We start from the raw sequence: 15,982 nt of genomic DNA on the forward strand, positions 1-15,982 counted from the left end.
AGTGGCCCATGACCGGTCGACGCGCCCGTGTCCTGGCGATCGTCACACTGGCGATCGTCCTGCCGCTGGCGGTCGTGGTGTCGCTGCGCGCCCGTGGCGACGAGGGGTCGGCCGGCACGCCGGCGGCCGCGCCCACCAGCGCCGCGCCGACGAGCCCGGAACCGACCGACGTGACGGTCATCGTGCCGGGCCGGCCGGGCGAACCGGCCGCCACCGCCGCACCGAGCGAGGTCCGCGGCGCCGGCGCGGTCCCGCACAACTCCATGGACGTCTGGTTCGTCCGGATGATGATCCCGCACCACACGCAGGCGCTGGAGATGGCCCGGCTCGCCCCCGAGCGGGCCGCCGACCCGACCGTGCGCGCCATCGCCGACCGGATCCGCGCCAGCCAGGGTCCGGAGATCGGCATGATGCGCGCCTGGCTGAAGAACCGGGGCCTGTCCGAGGAGGCTCCGGGCCACGACCACGGCACGATGCGCGGCATGCAGACGCCGGAGGCGATGCGGAAGCTGGCCGCCACCCGCGGCGCCGACTTCGACCGCCTCTTCGTGCAGATGATGACCGAGCACCACCGGGGGGCCATCGAGATGGCCACCGACCTGCTCACGGTCGGCTCGGACCAGCAGCTCAACGAGTTCGCCAACTCCGTGGCCACCGAGCAGGCCGTGGAGATCGGCCGGATGCGCGAGATCCTCCCCGACTGACCGGTTTCCCGGCCACCCCCGCCCCGGGCCGGGGGCCGTCGCATCCCCGGGCACGTACGCTGGGTGACCGTGAACCGCACGATCCTCGGCCGACCACTGCGCGGCGTCGCCTTCGACGTGTTCGTCTCGGGCACCGTGGTGCTCTTCGGCCTCGCCGGGGTGGTGGCACAGCCGGGCGGCTGGAAGGCCACGCTGGTCGGGGTGGCCATGGCGGTCGCGTTGCTGTTCCGCCGGTCCCACCCCACCGCGGTGGCCGCGGCCGTCGGGGCGCTCGGGCTCGTCCAGGTGATCGCCGGCTGGGGGCCGCTTCCCTTCGACTTCGCCGTGCTCGTGGCGCTCTACAGCGTGGTGAAGTACGCCGACCGGCTCCGCGACGGCCTGCTCGCCGGCATCGGCGCCCTCGTGGGCGCGGCCCTCGCCGCGATCCAGACGGAGGGCGCCGGACCCTGGTGGGGCCGAGCCATCTACTTCGGGCTCGTCACGGCCGCGACCTGGCTCATCGGGCTGAACGTCCGCACCCGGCGGCTCTACGTGCTCAGCCTCGAGGAGCGCGCCGCCACGCTGGAGCGGGAACGCGAGGCCGAGGCCCGCGCCGCGGTGGCCGGCGAACGCGCCCGCATCGCCCGCGAACTGCACGACGTCGTGGCGCACAGCATGGCCGTCATGATCGTGCAGGCCGACGGCGCGCGCTACATGCTGGACCGCGACCCGGAGACCGCCCGCCAGGCGGTCAAGGTGGTCGCCGACACCGGCCGGCAGGCGCTGGAGGAGATGCGGCGACTCGTGAGCGTCCTCCGCGAGCCCGCCCCGCCGGAGCCGGCCGCCGCGGACGCCGGGCCGGACGACGCGACCGCCGGGCCGGGCGACGGGACGGTGGGCGGCGACCCGGAGCACCGCCGGTTGGCCCTCGCCGAACTGCCCGCCCTGCTCGACCGGTTCCGCGCCGCCGGCCTGCGGGTCCGGCACACGGTCAGGGGTGACGCGCCGCCGCTGCCGGCCGGGCTCGAACTCACCGTCTACCGGCTCGTGCAGGAGGCGCTGACCAACGCCCTCAAGCACGCCGGCGTCGGCGCCGCCGTCGAACTGACCCTCGAACACACGGCCGACGCCGTCGTGGTCCGGGTCGTCGACGACGGGCGCGGCCGACCGGTGGTCGCGCCCGCGCCGTCCGGCGGGCACGGCCTGCTCGGCATGCGGGAGCGGGTCGGCGTGTACGACGGCACGCTCACCGCCGGCGCGCGCCTGGCCGGCGGCTGGCAGGTCGAGGCCCGGCTGCCGCTCCCCGCGGGCACCGCCCCGGCGGAGGTGATCGCGGCATGACGGTCCGGGTGGTGATCGTCGACGACCAGGCGCTGGTCCGGGCCGGGTTCCGGATGGTGCTCGACTCGCAGCCGGACCTGGAGGTGGTGGGCGAGGCCATCGACGGTGCGGACGCGCTGCGGGTGCTCGCCCGGGTCGAGGCCGACGTGGTGGTGATGGACATCCGGATGCCGACCATGGACGGCGTCGAGGCGACGCGGCGCCTCTGCGCGGACCGCCCCGCCGGACCGCCCCGGGTCCTGGTCCTCACCACCTTCGACACCGAGGCGGACGCGTTCGCCGCGCTGCGGGCCGGGGCGAGCGGGTTCCTGCTCAAGAACGTGCCGCCGGAGGAACTGCTCCAGGCGATCCGGGTCGTGGCCCGCGGCGACTCGGTGGTCGCCCCGTCCATCACCCGGCGGCTGCTCGACCGGTTCGCCGGCCACCTGGGTCCCGGCCCCACCGAGGACCCGCGGCTGGCCCAGCTCACCGACCGGGAACGGGAGATCCTGCTGCTGGTGGCCCAGGGGCTGTCCAACGCGGAGATCGCCGGCACCGTGCACGTCGCCGAGGCGACGGTGAAGACGCACGTCGGGCGGATCCTCGCGAAGCTCCAGCTCCGCGACCGGGTGCAGGCGGTGGTGTTCGCGTACGAGAACGGGCTCGTCGTCCCCGGCGGCTGAGCGGCCGTACGACCTGAGTCGTACGGGTCCGCCCGGTCAGGGACGACCCGGGGCGTACCGCGGTCGAGCGCGCAGGTGGAGCCGGACGGGGCACGGGCGCCCATAGCGTCGAGGCGTCAGAACGTCCACCTCGACGGGGAGCACCACGTGCCTGTTCCACCTCCCGCGCCCGCCGCCACCGGCGGCACGATCACCGGTCGCGGCGGCGTCGCCGTCAGCGCCCGCGCCCTCGGCAAGCGGTACGGCAGCGGCCCGGCCGCCGTCGTCGCCCTCGACGGCGTCGACCTGGACTTCGCGGCCGGTCGGTTCACCGCGATCATGGGCCCGTCCGGCTCGGGCAAGTCCACGCTGCTGCACTGCCTGGCCGGGCTGGACCGGCCGAGCGCCGGGTCGGTGCGGATCGGCGAGGCCGACCTCGACCGGCTCGACGACCGGCGGCTCACCCTCCTGCGCCGGGACCGGGTCGGCTTCGTCTTCCAGAAGTTCAACCTGCTGCCCGCGCTGACGGCCGAGGAGAACATCGTCCTCCCGCTGGCCATCGCCGGCCGCCGCCCCGACCCGGCGTGGCTGCGCCAGGTGGTCGCCGCGGTGGGGCTCTCCGACCGGCTGCGGCACCGGCCCGCCGAACTCTCCGGCGGCCAGCAGCAGCGCGTCGCCATCGCCCGGGCCCTCATCACCCGGCCGTGGGTGGTGTTCGCGGACGAGCCGACCGGCAACCTCGACTCCCGCTCGGGCGCGGAGGTGCTGCGCCTGCTCCGCGAGGCCGTGGACACGCTCGGCCAGAGCGTGATCATGGTGACGCACGACCCCGTGGCCGCCGGGCACGCCGACCGGGTGGTGCTGCTCGCCGACGGCCGGCTGGTCGCCGACCTCGCGGCGCCCACCACCGAGCAGGTGCTCGACGCGCTCGCCCGCCTCGACCCGTCCGCGGCGCACGGCGCCCGGCCCGGCACCACGGCGCGGCGGTGACCGGCATGCTGGGACTCACCCTGCGTTCGCTGCGCGCCGAGGCCGTGCGGATGGCGCTCTCCGCGCTGGCCGTCGTGCTCGGCGTGGCGTTCATCGCCGGCACGCTGATCTTCGTCGACGGGATGCGGGCCGCCGCGTACGAGCGGGCGGGCACCTTCGACCGCCACACCGACCTCGGCGTGTACGCGCAGCGGGACCCGATCGCCCCCGCCCTCGTCGACCGGGTGCAGGCGGTGGACGGCGTGGCCGCCGCCGAGGGGGAACTCACCGGCACCGCGGGCGTCGTCGGCTCCGACGGCCGGCCCGTGATCGGCTACGCCGTCCTCGCGGCCATCCCCACCGACCCGGCCCTGCGCTCGTACGACGTGGTCGCCGGCCGCCTGCCGGACCGCACCGGCGAGGTGGTGCTCGACGCGGCCACCGTGGAGGAGGAGGGCTTCACCCTCGGCGCACCCGTGCGCGTCGGCGGCACCGGGGGCGCCGCCCGCCCGTACACCCTCGTCGGCACCGTCGACGTGGCCGGCACCACCCGGGACGTCGGCGGGCCGTTCATCGGCCTGGTCGGCCCGGACGCGCTGGCGGTCACGGGGGAGAAGGGGTACGGACGGATCATGGTGGCGGCCCGCCCCGGGGTCGACGACGAGACCCTGGCCGCCCGGCTGGCCGCCGTGGCCGGCGACGGCACGCAGGTGAAGACCCGGCAGGAGATCCTCGACGACGCCGTCGACGAGGCCGTGCGGGACCTGAGGCAGTTCATGATGGTCCTGCTCACCTTCGCCGCCGTGGCGGTCGTGGTGGCGGCATTCGTCATCGCCAACACCTTCGCCATCGTCCTCGCCCAGCGCACCCGCCGGACGGCGCTGCTGCGCCTGGTCGGCGCCACCCGGCAGCAGGTCTTCGCGGCCACCCTGCTGGAGTCGGCGGTGGTCGGGTTCGTGGCCTCCGCGGCCGGCGTGCTGCTCGGCGCGGGGCTGGCCGCCGGGATGGGCGCCCTGCTGTCCCGGTGGGACGTCCCGGTCGGCGGGGGCGGGCTCACCGTGACGCCGGGCACCGTGCTGGTGAGCCTCGTGCTGGGGACGGTGCTCACCGTCGGCGCGGCGCTGCTGCCGGCCTGGCGGGGCACCCGCGTGCCCCCGGTCGCCGCGCTCACCGACGCCGCCGTGCAACCCGCCCGGGGTGCCGGCGCGCTCCGCCTCGCCGCTGGTGCGCTGGTGCTGGCGGCGGGGGTCGCGGCCCTGCTCGGGGCCGCCGCGGTCGGGCAGGTGGTGCTCGTGGCGGCCGGCGGCGTGCTCGCGTTCCTGGGCATCGTCCTCTTCGGCCCCATGCTCGTCCCGGCGATGGTGCGGGTGCTCGGCTGGCCGGCCCGCCGGCTGGCCGGGGCCACGGGCGGGCTGGCCGTCGCCAACGCGGTGCGCAACCCACGCCGGGTCGCCGCCACCAGCACCGCCCTGGTCATCGGGATCGGCCTGGTGTCGGCGTTCGTGGTCGGCGCACAGAGCACCAAGGACGGCATCGAACGCAGCGTGGACGCCGAGATCGGGGTCGACTTCCTGGTCACCGGCATCGGCGGCGACCTGCCCGCCCGGCTCGTCACGGAGCTGGCGGCCCGGCCGGAACTCGGTGTCGTGCACGAGCAGCGGGCCGCGGTGGCCGACGACATCGAGGTGCGCGCCGCGCACCCTGCGCTGGTCGGCCGGACGCTCACCGGGGTGTCGGCCGGGGACCTGGACGCGTTCGGCCCGGGCACGGTGCTCGTGCACCGGGAGCTGGCCGCGGCCCGCGGCTGGACCGTCGGCGCCCCGGTCACCGTGAAAGGCCGGCAGTTCCGGGTCGCCGCCGTGGTGGACGACGACTCCGCGCCGCTGGCGGCCTCCCGTACGCCCGAGGGTCACGTCGTCGACGTCGTGGACGGTGACTTCACCGCCCTCTTCCCCGACGAGCGGGGCTACCTGGCGGAGGTCGAGCCCGCCGACGGGGTGGGCGCGGAGCAGGCCCGGTCGGCGATCGAGGCGGTCCTCGCCCGCTACCCGACGGCGAACCTCATGGACCAGGCCGCCTACAAGAACATGCTCACCGGCACCGTCGACATGGTGCTCGCGTTCGTGACCGCGCTGCTCGGCCTGGCCGTGGTGATCGCGCTGGTCGGCGTGGCCAACACGCTGAGCCTGTCGGTCGTCGAACGGACCCGGGAGAACGCCGTGCTGCGGGCGGTCGGCATGACCCGGGGCCGCATGCGCGCGATGCTCGCCGTCGAGGCGGTGCTCACCGCGCTGGTCGGCGCCGTGCTCGGGCTCGGGCTCGGGACGGGGGTGAGCGCCGCCGCCATGGCCCTGCTGGCGCGCATCGGCGGGGACTTCCACGTCGTCCTGCCGGCCGGTCGGCTCGCCCTGATCCTCGGGATCGCGGCGGCCGCGGCGCTGCTGGCCTCGGTGCTGCCGGCCCGGCGGGCGCTGGCCCGCCCCGTGGTGGAGGCGCTGCACGACGAGTGACCCCGCCGGCCCGGTCCCGCGGGTCGACGCCGCCGGCCCGGTCCCGCCGAGACGGGACCGGGCCGGGCGGTGCCGGGTCCTACAGGCGCTCGACCACCGGGCCCGAGCAGCGGTTGCGGGTGTCGAAGACGTACCGCGCGTGCCGGGCCACCAGGTCGTAGTCGAAGGCGTCGTGGTCGGTCACGACGACCACCGCGTCGGCCTCGCGGACCTCCCGCTCGGTCAGGTCCACGACGGTCACCCCGCCGGGGATGTGGTGCGGCTCGGCGTACGGCTCGACCGCCCGGACGTCGGCGCCCAGCGCCTGCAGCCGGCGGGCCACGTCCACGGCGGGGGAGTCGCGCATGTCGCCGGTGTTCCGCTTGTACGCGAGCCCGAGCAGCAGCAGCCGCGCGCCGGAGACGGCCCGCCCGGACCGGTTCAGCCCGGCCATCACCCGCTGCGCCACGTGCTCGGGCATCTCGTGGTTGACGTCGTTGGCCAGCTCGATGAAGCGGAACTGCCGGCCGAGGCGCCGCTTCACCTGCCAGGACAGGTAGCACGGGTCGATGGGCAGGCAGTGCCCGCCCACACCGGGGCCGGGCCGGAACGGCATGAAACCGAACGGCTTGGTCTCGGCCGCCTCGATGGCCTGCCAGACGTCGATGTCCAGGTGGTGCGAGAGCATCGTCAGCTCGTTGATCAACGCGATGTTGACCTGCCGGAACGTGTTCTCGATGAGCTTGGTCAGCTCGGCCACGCGGGTCGAGTCCACCGGCACCGTGCGCGCGACGATGCGCCGGTAGAACCCGTCCACCCGGGCCAGCGAGTCGGCGTCCACACCGGAGACCACCTTCGGCGTGTTCTCCAGGCGCCAGGTCGGGTTGCCCGGGTCGATCCGCTCCGGGCTGTAGCCGAGGTGGAAGTCGCCGGGACTGTGCAGCCCGCTCGCCGATTCCAGCAGGGGCCGCAGCAGTTCCTCGGTGGTGCCCGGGTACGTGGTGGACTCGAGGATGACCGCGCAGCCCGGCCGCACGTACGGGCCGATGCCCATCCCGGCCTGCTCGACGAAGCTCAGGTCGGGCGTGCCGTCGCGCAGCGGGGTCGGCACGGTGATCACGCAGACGTCGAAGCCCTCGGCGTCGGCGTAGTCCGTGCTCGGCCGGTACCGTCCCGTGCTCAGCGCCCGGCCGAGCCGGTCGGTGGGGATGTCCTCCACGAACGACTCGCCCGAGGCGAGCCGTTTCACGCGGTCGGCGTCGACGTCGAGCCCGACCACGTCCAGGCCGGCCTCCACGGCCCGCATGGCCAGTGGCAGTCCGACGTACCCCTGGCCGATGACGACCAACTTCTCAGCGCTCACCCGAGCTCCCGCGGCAGACGGTGGAAACGACCTGCTTGAGCGTAGAGCGCCGTCTGGGGTCGTACGTCCGTTTTGGGGATATCGGGGCTGGTGGGGTCTGTCGGCCATCCGGCATCCGCCGGCCGTCACTCCCGCCGGCGTCGCGCCTCGCGGGTCAGTTCGTCCCCGCCGGGGGCGGATTGCCCCCGGTCTCGCCCGTGGGAGTCGGTGAGGCGGGATCGGACGTGGGCGACGGCGACTCGGAGGTGGAGGACGAGTCGCTCGGCGACGGTGAGCTGGGGTCCGGCGACGGGGACTCTTCCGTCGGCGACTCGCTCGGCTGGACGCTCGCGCTGGGGCTGACCGACGCGGGCGCGCTCGTACGGGGCGCCCGCGGACGTTCCGGCCGGTCCGGGTCGTCGGTGGGCTTGTCCTCGTGCACCGCCGGCACGTTGCGGTCCTGGCTGGGCGCCACCGCGGGCGTGCTCGGGGTCAGCTCCACGGCCGGCGCGTCCGCGTCCTTGGCCGCGCCGAGCGCCGCCACGAGCCCGGCCACCGCGACCAGTACGGCCGCGCCGGCGCCCACGAGGGCCGGTCGGCCACGGCGGCGGGGCGCCACCGGGCCGGCGGGAAGGTCCGGCTGGGTGTCCGGCCCCGCGTCGCGCAGCGGGGAGACCGCGACCAGGGCCGTCGGCTCCGCGCTCTCGCCCACGGCGGCGCGCGCCGCCTCCGCCATGGCGGCACCGCTGCTGAACCGGTCGGCGGGGTCCTTCGCCAGGGCACGCGCCACCAGCGCGCGGACCGCCTCCGGGATGTCGTGCGGCAGCTCGGGCGGCTCGTCGTCGAGATGCCGCACGGCGACCTGGAGCGGGTTGTCTCCGGTGAACGGCGGGGAGCCGGTCAGGCAGCAGTACGCGACCGCGCCGAGGGCGTAGATGTCGGTGGCGCCGCTGACCGGGCGACCGGCGGCCTGCTCGGGCGCCATGTAGAGCGCGGTGCCGGGCACCGCGTTGGTGCTCGTGATGCTCGTGACGTTGGTGGACCGGGCCACACCGAAGTCGACCAGGACGACCGAGCCGTCCTCCTGGACGAGCAGGTTGCTCGGCTTGACGTCGCGGTGCACGATGCCCCGGCGGTGCGCGGCGTGCAGCGCCTGCGCGACCTGCGCGACGATCGACATTGTCTCGGCGACGCCGAGCCGCCCGAGGGACTCGATCCGCCGGGACACCGGCTCGCCCTCGACGAACTCCATGACCAGGTAGTCGGCCCGGCCGCCGTCGGGCAGCTCGTCCTCGCCGCAGTCGAAGACCTGCACGATGCCCGGGTGCCGCAGGGCGGCCATGATCCGGGCCTCCGCCCGGAACCGGGCGATGAAGTCGGGGTCGGAGACCAGCGCCGGCAGGAGGACCTTGACCGCGACCTGCCGGCCGAGGACCAGGTCGGTGCCCTGCCAGACGTCGCCCATTCCGCCCGTGGCGACACGCTCGTCCAGGCGGTAGCGACCGCTGAGCACGACCTCCGATGACAACACGCGATTACCGTACCCACAGCTGTCCGGAACCACGCACCGCGCGGTCCCGTCCCGGGCGGGCGGCCGAGGGGCGGGGCCCCGCGCCCGCCTCCGGACCGGACACGGTCGGTGGCCGGCGCGTGACGGACGGCCACATCAACCGGCGTACGGTGGGACCGGCGCGCGGATGCGAGCACACGTGGCCGCGTAGCGTCCCGGAGCCGAAAAGTGTTACGGCGACGCGCCGGTCCACACGGTTGACAAATGTCACTCTTCTGTGACCGGAAGCCCGCTTGCCGGTGCCGGCCTCCGCTCCTAGCGTTGGCGCAACTCGGGTCGCTCCACGGCACACCCGGCTGCGTCGACCGCCGTGGCGGGAGTCCAGGCGAAACCACGGGGCCGCCGCGGCCACGGGCGTGATCAGGTCGGCGGGGGGCGAGAGAGGTGCGCAGACGGGTCCGGTCCACGCCCCGGACGGGCATCGCGTGCGCCGGCGCCCGTCGCGCCGTGGCCGGGAGACGCGCGACGGAATGACCCGTGAGCTGAGCGAGGCCGTCGAGGCGGCGCGGGCCGGTGACGAGGACGCCTTCCGGTTCCTCTACCGGACCCTCCAACCGGGCCTGCTGCGCTACCTGACGGCGCTGGTCGGTGGCGACGCGGAGGACGTGGCGTCGGAGACCTGGCTGCAGATCGCCCGGGACCTGCCGAGCTTCACCGGCGGCGAGTTCCGCGCGTGGACGGTCACCATCGCCCGCAACCGGGCCATGGACCACCTGCGGCGGCAGCGTCGCCGCCCGTCGTTGCCGGTGCCCGTGCAGGCGCTGAGCGACCTGGCCGGCGACGCCGACACCGCCGAGCGGGCCGGGGAGACCATCGGCACCGAGGCGGCCATCGCGCTGATCGCCACGCTGCCGCAACGGGAGGCGGAGGCGGTCCTCCTGCGGGCGGTGATCGGTCTGGACGCCGAGACGGCCGGGCGGGTGCTCGGCCGCCGGGCGGGGGCCGTGCGCACCGCCGCCCACCGAGGGCTGCGGCGGCTCGCCGCGATGCTGGAGCGCGACGACCGGCGCTCCGCCGCCGCTACCGAGGGCGCACCACCCCGTCCGCGTGGCGACCTGCGCCGGCAGGCGCCGCACGCCGAACCGGCGGATGGTTGACGTGAGAGGTTTCAGGATGAGTGTCCGCCGGCCCGACCGGCCCGCCGACCGCGCGGAGGCCGACCGGCTCCTCGACGCGGCCCGCGCCGGCGCGCGCGGAACAGCGGGCGCGGTCCCGCCCGATCCGCTGACCGACCTGCTCGCCGCCGCGGCCGCGCCCGCGGGCGCGCACGAACTGGCGGGCGAGGAGGCCGCGCTGGCGGCCTTCCGGGCGGCCCGCGCCGCACCGGCGCCCGCGCCCGCACCACGCCGCCGGCGCCTCACCGCGCGGGCCCTGGCCTGGGCCGCCGGCGTGCTCGCCACCGCGACGGCCGGCGCCGCGTTCGCCGCGGTCACCCTGGAACGACCGCCGACTCCGGCGCCGTCGCCCACCCCGGTGAGCCCCGGTCCGGGCAGCGACCAGCCGGACGGCAGCCCGACCGGCGGCACCCCCGGTGGGGAACCGGGCGGCGGCTCGCCGTCACCGGCGCCGACCGTGTCGCCGAGTCCCGCCGACACCGGCACGCCCTCCGGCGCCCCGGCGCCGGACGACGTGGCGGGACTGTGCCGGGCGTACCTCGCGAAGAAGCCGACCCAACGCGACAAGGCGCTCAGCACGCCGGGGTTCCAGCCGCTCGTCGAGGCGGCCGGCGGTGCCGGGCAGGTCGAGGCGTACTGCGAGGAGCGGGCAGCCGAGCCGACCGCGACGCCGGACGAGGCTGACGGCTCGGACAAGAGCGACGGCACCGGCAACGGGTCCGGCAAGGGCAAGGGGCCGGTCAACGGCAACGGGTCCGGCAACGGGTCGGTCAACGGCAACGGGCCGGTCAACGGCGGCGCGCCGAAGCAGGGCACCAGCAAGGCCAACGGCAACGGCGGTGACGCCGCCCCGCCGGGCAGGAGCAACGGCTCCGGCAACCCGAACGCGCCGGGGTCCGGCAACGGCAGGGGTTCCGGCGACGGCGAGGCGCCGGGCAACCGTTCCGGCGGCGCGCCCGGCCGGGGCGACGGCGGACACCTCCCGGCCTGATCCGACCCGGCGTCGCGGACCGCGTTCCGTACCGCTCACGCCGTTCGGGTCGTGTCCGTCCGTCCGCCGCCGGCCCGCCGCGCGGCACGGTTCCCCGCCCTCGACGCCCGTGGCCGTTTCCACCCGACCGGCGCCCGGTCGTCTGTTAGACAGGGGGAGGGCGGTCCCGCTCGTCGGCCACCGTGTCGGTGGGTGGCGATACGGTGACCGCGTCCGGGTGCCGGCGCGGGAGGGGGCCGACCGATGGTGACGTCACCCGAGCTCGATCGCGGCGCGATCCTGCGTGAGTCGGCGGCCGCGGCGCGCCACCTGGCGCGGATCTGCTTCAAGACGGGCCCGCCGACACACACCGGGCTCGAACTCGAATGGACCGTGCACGACGCGGCCGACCCGTCCCGCCCGGTCGACCGGGCGCGACTGCGGGCCGCGCTCGGCGGGCACTGCCCCGCCACCCTCGACGAGACGAGTCCCGCCCGGCCCCTGCGCCACGGCAGCGCGGTGAGCCTCGAACCGGGCGGGCAGGTGGAGATCTCCACACCGCCACGGGCGTCCCTCGGCGCACTCGTCCGCGCCACCGAACTCGACATCGCCGAGGTCACCGGCCTGCTCCGCGGCGCCGGGCTGGTCCTCGGCCGCACCGGCATCGACCCCCACCGGGGGCCGCACCCCGTCGTCGACACCCCCCGCTACCGCGCCATGCGCCGCGCCTTCGACCACCGCGGGCCGGCGGGGCGCACGATGATGTACTGCACGGCCGGCCTCCAGATCTGCCTGGACGCGGGCGAGCCCGAGCACCTGCCGCTGCGCTGGGCCGTGGCGCACACGGTCGGCCCGCCCCTGCTGGCCGCGTTCGCCACCTCCCGCCGCCACGCCGGGCGCGGCACGCGGTGGGCGTCGGCCCGCATGGCCGCCTGGCTGGCCATCGACCCGGCCCGCACCGGCCCGGTCTGGTCGCCGGCCCGACCGGACGAGGACCCGGTGGCCGCCTGGACCCGCTACGTGCTCGCCGCCCCGCTGCTGTGCCTGCGCACACCCGGGCCGGACTGGACGGCGCCGCCGGGCGTGACCTTCGCCGACTGGCTCGCGGGGGCGCTGCCCCGGCCGCCGACCACCGACGACCTCGACTACCACGTGAGCACGCTGTTCCCCCCGGTGCGACCCCGTGGCTACCTGGAGCTGCGCTACCTCGACGCGCAGCCCGGCGCGGCGTGGCGGGTCCCGCTGGCGGTCCTCGCGGCGCTCTTCGCCGACACGGAGGTCCTGCACGCCGCCCACCTGGTCAGCGCGCCGGTCGCCGACCGCTGGCACCAGGCGGCCCGGCACGGGCTGGGCGACCGGCCGCTCGCCACCGCCGCCGCGCGCCTGCTCGACCTGGCCCTCGCGGGGCTGCCCCGACTCGACCTGCCGCACGACCTGCACGAGGAGATCCACCGAGACGTACGACGGCGGCGGACCGCCGCGGAGAGGGGAGACCGGTGACCGACACGAGGACTGATCGTCTCGGCCCGGAGCAGCTGCGCGCGCGGATCGCGGCGGAGCTGGACCGTACGCGGGCGCGCACCGCCCAGCTCACCGACGTGGTCGACGACGCGGACCTGATGCGCCAGCACTCGCCGCTGATGTCGCCGCTGGTGTGGGACCTCGCGCACGTCGGCAACCAGGAGGAGCTGTGGCTGGTCCGCGACGTGGGCGGCCGTCCGCCGGTCCGGCAGGACATCGACGACCTCTACGACGCCTTCAAACAGCCGCGCAGGGACCGTCCCTCCCTGCCGCTGCTGCCGCCGGCCGAGGCCCGCGCCTACGTGGCGACCGTCCGGGACAAGGTGTACGACCTGCTGGACGGGATGCGGTTCGCCGACCGGCCGCTGGTGGCCGACGGGTTCGCCTTCGGAATGATCGTGCAGCACGAGCAGCAGCACGACGAGACGATGCTCGCCACCCACCAGCTGCGCGCCGGGCCGGCCGTGCTGCACGCGCCGCCCCCACCGGAGCCGCGGGCACGGGTCGGCGGGGAGGTGCTCGTCCCGGCCGGTCCGTTCACCATGGGCACCGACACCGACCCGTGGGCGCTGGACAACGAGCGACCGGCCCACCGGGTCGACCTGCCCGCGTACGCCATCGACGCGGCGCCGGTGACCAACGGCCAGTACCGGCGGTTCGTCGACGACGGCGGGTACGACGACCCGCGGTGGTGGAGCGAGGCCGGCTGGGCGCACCGGACGGAGGCCGGGCTGACCGCGCCCATGCACTGGCGGCGCGACGGCGACGGGTGGGCGTACCGGCGGTTCGGGCGGTGGGCCCCGGTCCGCGACGACGAGCCGGTGGTGCACGTCTGCTGGTACGAGGCGCAGGCGTACGCGGCGTGGGCCGGCAAGCGGCTGCCCACCGAGGCGGAGTGGGAGAAGGCCGCCCGCTGGGACCCGGCCACCGGCCGGTCCCGCCGCTACCCGTGGGGCGACGAGGACCCCACGGCCGCACACGCCAACCTGGGGCAGCGCCACCTGTGGCCCGCACCGGTCGGCGCGTACCCCGACGGGGCGTCGCCCCTGGGCGTGCACCAGTTGATCGGCGACGTCTGGGAGTGGACGTCGACCACCTTCCGGGGCCACCCGGGGTTCCGCGCGTTCCCGTACCGCGAGTACTCGGAGGTCTTCTTCGGCGACGACTACCGCGTGCTGCGGGGAGGGTCGTTCGGCACCGACCGGGCGGCCTGCCGCGGCACGTTCCGCAACTGGGACTTCCCGATCCGCCGGCAGATCTTCAGTGGCTTCCGCTGCGCCCGCGACGCCCGCCCGGAGGAGTCGCGGCCGTGACGGGGAGCCGGCGCGCCGTCCGCCCGCCGGAGCGCGGCGGTGCCACCTGATGTGCCGTCACCTGGCCTACCTGGGGCCACCGGTCACGCTCGCGCGGCTGCTGTTCGACCCGCCGTTCTCGCTCGTGCGGCAGTCGTGGGCCCCGCGCGACATGCGGGGCGGCGGCACCATCAACGCCGACGGCTTCGGGATCGGGTGGTACGCCGGCGACGGCGAGCCCGTGCGCTACCGGCGCGCCCAGCCGATCTGGAGCGACCCCACCATCGCGCAGCTGGCCGCGGTCACCTCGGCCGGCGCGGTGCTCGCCGCCGTCCGCTCGGCCACCGTCGGCATGGCGGTGGTCGACAACGCGGCCGCGCCGTTCGCCGAGGGCCGGTGGTTGTTCAGCCACAACGGTGTGATCCGGGGCTGGCCCGACTCGGTCGTGCCGCTCGCCGCGGAGCTTCCGGTGCGTGACCTGCTCACCCTGGACGCCGCCACGGACTCGGCGCTGCTGTGGGCGCTGGTCCGGCACCGGCTGCGCGCGGGCGCCGACGCGGCCGAGGCCGTGGCCGCGACCGTCCGCGCGGTGGCCGCGGCGGCGCCCGGGTCGCGCCTCAACGTGCTGCTGACCGACGGCCGGACGGCGGTCGCCAGCGTGCTCGGGCACGCGCTGTCGCTGCGTGAGACGTCCGACGCGGTGCTGCTCGCCTCCGAGCCGCACGACGACGACCCTGCCTGGCGGTCCGTGCCGGACGGGCAGCTGGTCACGGCCACGGCCGGCCGGGTGCGGCTGCGCCCACTCGGGTAGCGCCACCCGGCCCACGAGCACCGTCCGACCGATGCGAAGGGAAGTGCCTGCATGAGCGCCGAACCGCTGGAGATCCACCTCGAGGAACAGGACCTCGCCCGCAGCCTGCGGGAGGACGTGCGCGTCGGGCTGAGCGCCGAGCCGAAGTGGCTGCCGCCGAAGTGGTTCTACGACGCCCGCGGCAGCGTGCTGTTCGAGGAGATCACCCGGCTGCCCGAGTACTACCCGACGCGGTCCGAGCGGGCCGTGCTGGCCGCCCGGGCGCCGGACATCGCCGAGCTGACCCGCGCGAAGACGCTCATCGAGCTGGGCTCCGGCTCCTCCGAGAAGACCCGGCTGCTGCTGGACGCGCTCACCGACCGGGGCGGGCTGGGCACCTTCGTGGCGTTGGACGTCTCGGCCAGCGCGCTGCGCGGCTCGACCGCGCGGATCGCCGCCGACTATCCCGGCCTGCGGGTACGGGGCATCGTGGGCGACTTCACCCGCCACCTCGACCGGCTGCCCGCCGGGGGGAGGCGGCTGGTCCTCTTCCTGGGCGGCACCATCGGCAACCTGCTGCCCGCCGAGCGCGCCGAGTTCCTCGGCCGGACCCGGGCCGCGCTGGAGTCCGGCGACTGGCTGCTGATCGGCACCGACCTGGTCAAGGACCCCTCGGTCATCGTGCCGGCGTACGACGACACCGCCGGCGTGACCGCCGAGTTCAACCGCAACGTGCTGCGCGTCGTCAACCGGGAGCTGGGCGCGGACTTCGTCCCGGAGGCGTTCACCCACGTGGCGCGCTGGGACGCGACGAACGAGTGGATCGAGATGCGGCTGCGCGCCGACCGCCCGATGCGGGTACGGGTGCCGGAGCTGGACCTCGCGGTGACGTTCGCGCAGGGGGAGGAGCTGCGTACCGAGGTGTCCGCGAAGTTCCGCCCGGAGGGTGTGGCGGCGGAACTGGCCGCGGCGGGCTTCGCCGGACGCGCGTTCTGGACCGATCCGGACGGCCTCTTCGGCGTCACGCTGGCCCGCGCCGCCTGACGGCGTTCGGTCACCCGCACGGCGGGGCGGCGCCGTGATCGGATAGGCTCGGTTCCGCGAAGGGGAGTAGCCCCCAATGTCGTGGTCGACATACTGGTGCGTCACGCATCCGGCCACGCGGCCCCGTCCCGGGGCGGGCGAGACCTTCGGCTCAGGCTGTCACAGCCGGGTCGAGGGCGCCCCGTACCTCCTCCCGGCTTGATCGGGAAGGATGT

13 protein-coding genes are annotated in these 15,982 nt (G+C 75.9%); 11 read left to right on the forward strand and 2 right to left on the reverse strand.

Annotation, left to right across the window (positions count from 1 at the left end):
• Positions 1–8 precede the first annotated feature (8 nt).
• The 5 genes from OG994_RS06665 (at position 9) to OG994_RS06685 (ending at position 6,144) form a co-directional block, all read left to right on the forward strand.
• Positions 9–704: a DUF305 domain-containing protein gene (locus OG994_RS06665; RefSeq protein ID WP_120326814.1), complete on the forward strand. Its 696-nt coding sequence runs from the start codon at positions 9–11 to the stop codon at positions 702–704.
• 63 nt (positions 705–767) lie between these two features.
• Entirely contained in the window at positions 768–2,024 is a 1,257-nt protein-coding gene (locus OG994_RS06670; protein ID WP_328852551.1) for a sensor histidine kinase, read from the forward strand.
• A complete protein-coding gene (locus OG994_RS06675; RefSeq protein WP_120326816.1) occupies positions 2,021–2,686 on the forward strand; it encodes a response regulator in 666 nt (221 codons plus the stop codon). Before OG994_RS06670 ends, OG994_RS06675 begins: the two co-directional genes overlap by 4 nt.
• Before the next feature lie 147 nt (positions 2,687–2,833).
• The gene (locus OG994_RS06680) at positions 2,834–3,655 is read left to right on the forward strand and encodes an ABC transporter ATP-binding protein (protein ID WP_407942569.1); all 822 of its coding nucleotides are present in this window, start codon (positions 2,834–2,836) and stop codon (positions 3,653–3,655) included.
• A 5-nt stretch (positions 3,656–3,660) separates the two neighbouring features.
• Complete coding sequence (locus OG994_RS06685; protein WP_328852552.1) at positions 3,661–6,144, forward strand: ABC transporter permease; 2,484 nt, start codon at positions 3,661–3,663, stop codon at positions 6,142–6,144.
• Between the two features lie 79 nt (positions 6,145–6,223).
• Here OG994_RS06685 and OG994_RS06690 read toward each other — a convergent pair whose 3' ends face one another.
• Together OG994_RS06690 and OG994_RS06695 are read right to left on the reverse strand one after the other, a co-directional pair.
• Positions 6,224–7,486, reverse strand: a complete 1,263-nt coding sequence (locus OG994_RS06690) for a nucleotide sugar dehydrogenase (protein WP_120326818.1) — start codon at positions 7,484–7,486, stop codon at positions 6,224–6,226.
• A gap of 154 nt (positions 7,487–7,640) precedes the next feature.
• Positions 7,641–8,996: a serine/threonine-protein kinase gene (locus OG994_RS06695; RefSeq protein ID WP_192902049.1), complete on the reverse strand. Its 1,356-nt coding sequence runs from the start codon at positions 8,994–8,996 to the stop codon at positions 7,641–7,643.
• Between the two features lie 509 nt (positions 8,997–9,505).
• Between OG994_RS06695 and OG994_RS06700 the strand changes: the two genes are divergently transcribed.
• The 6 genes from OG994_RS06700 (at position 9,506) to egtD (ending at position 15,767) form a co-directional block, all read left to right on the forward strand.
• Positions 9,506–10,132 carry an RNA polymerase sigma factor gene (locus OG994_RS06700; protein ID WP_120326820.1) on the forward strand — a complete coding sequence of 209 codons (627 nt, stop codon included), beginning with the start codon at positions 9,506–9,508 and terminating at the stop codon, positions 10,130–10,132.
• A gap of 16 nt (positions 10,133–10,148) precedes the next feature.
• Positions 10,149–11,141 carry a hypothetical protein gene (locus OG994_RS06705; protein WP_328852553.1) on the forward strand — a complete coding sequence of 331 codons (993 nt, stop codon included), beginning with the start codon at positions 10,149–10,151 and terminating at the stop codon, positions 11,139–11,141.
• A gap of 243 nt (positions 11,142–11,384) precedes the next feature.
• Entirely contained in the window at positions 11,385–12,620 is a 1,236-nt protein-coding gene (gene egtA, locus OG994_RS06710) for an ergothioneine biosynthesis glutamate--cysteine ligase EgtA (RefSeq protein WP_328852554.1), read from the forward strand.
• The gene (egtB, locus tag OG994_RS06715; RefSeq protein WP_328852555.1) at positions 12,617–13,954 is read left to right on the forward strand and encodes an ergothioneine biosynthesis protein EgtB; all 1,338 of its coding nucleotides are present in this window, start codon (positions 12,617–12,619) and stop codon (positions 13,952–13,954) included. The genes egtA and egtB overlap by 4 nt, the downstream gene beginning before the upstream one ends.
• A gap of 49 nt (positions 13,955–14,003) precedes the next feature.
• Positions 14,004–14,744, forward strand: a complete 741-nt coding sequence (egtC, locus tag OG994_RS06720) for an ergothioneine biosynthesis protein EgtC (protein ID WP_328852556.1) — start codon at positions 14,004–14,006, stop codon at positions 14,742–14,744.
• A gap of 51 nt (positions 14,745–14,795) precedes the next feature.
• Positions 14,796–15,767 carry an L-histidine N(alpha)-methyltransferase gene (gene egtD, locus OG994_RS06725; RefSeq protein WP_120326825.1) on the forward strand — a complete coding sequence of 324 codons (972 nt, stop codon included), beginning with the start codon at positions 14,796–14,798 and terminating at the stop codon, positions 15,765–15,767.
• Positions 15,768–15,982: the final 215 nt, after the last annotated feature.

The organism is Micromonospora globbae (assembly GCF_036184225.1).
GTDB lineage: Bacteria > Actinomycetota > Actinomycetes > Mycobacteriales > Micromonosporaceae > Micromonospora > Micromonospora globbae.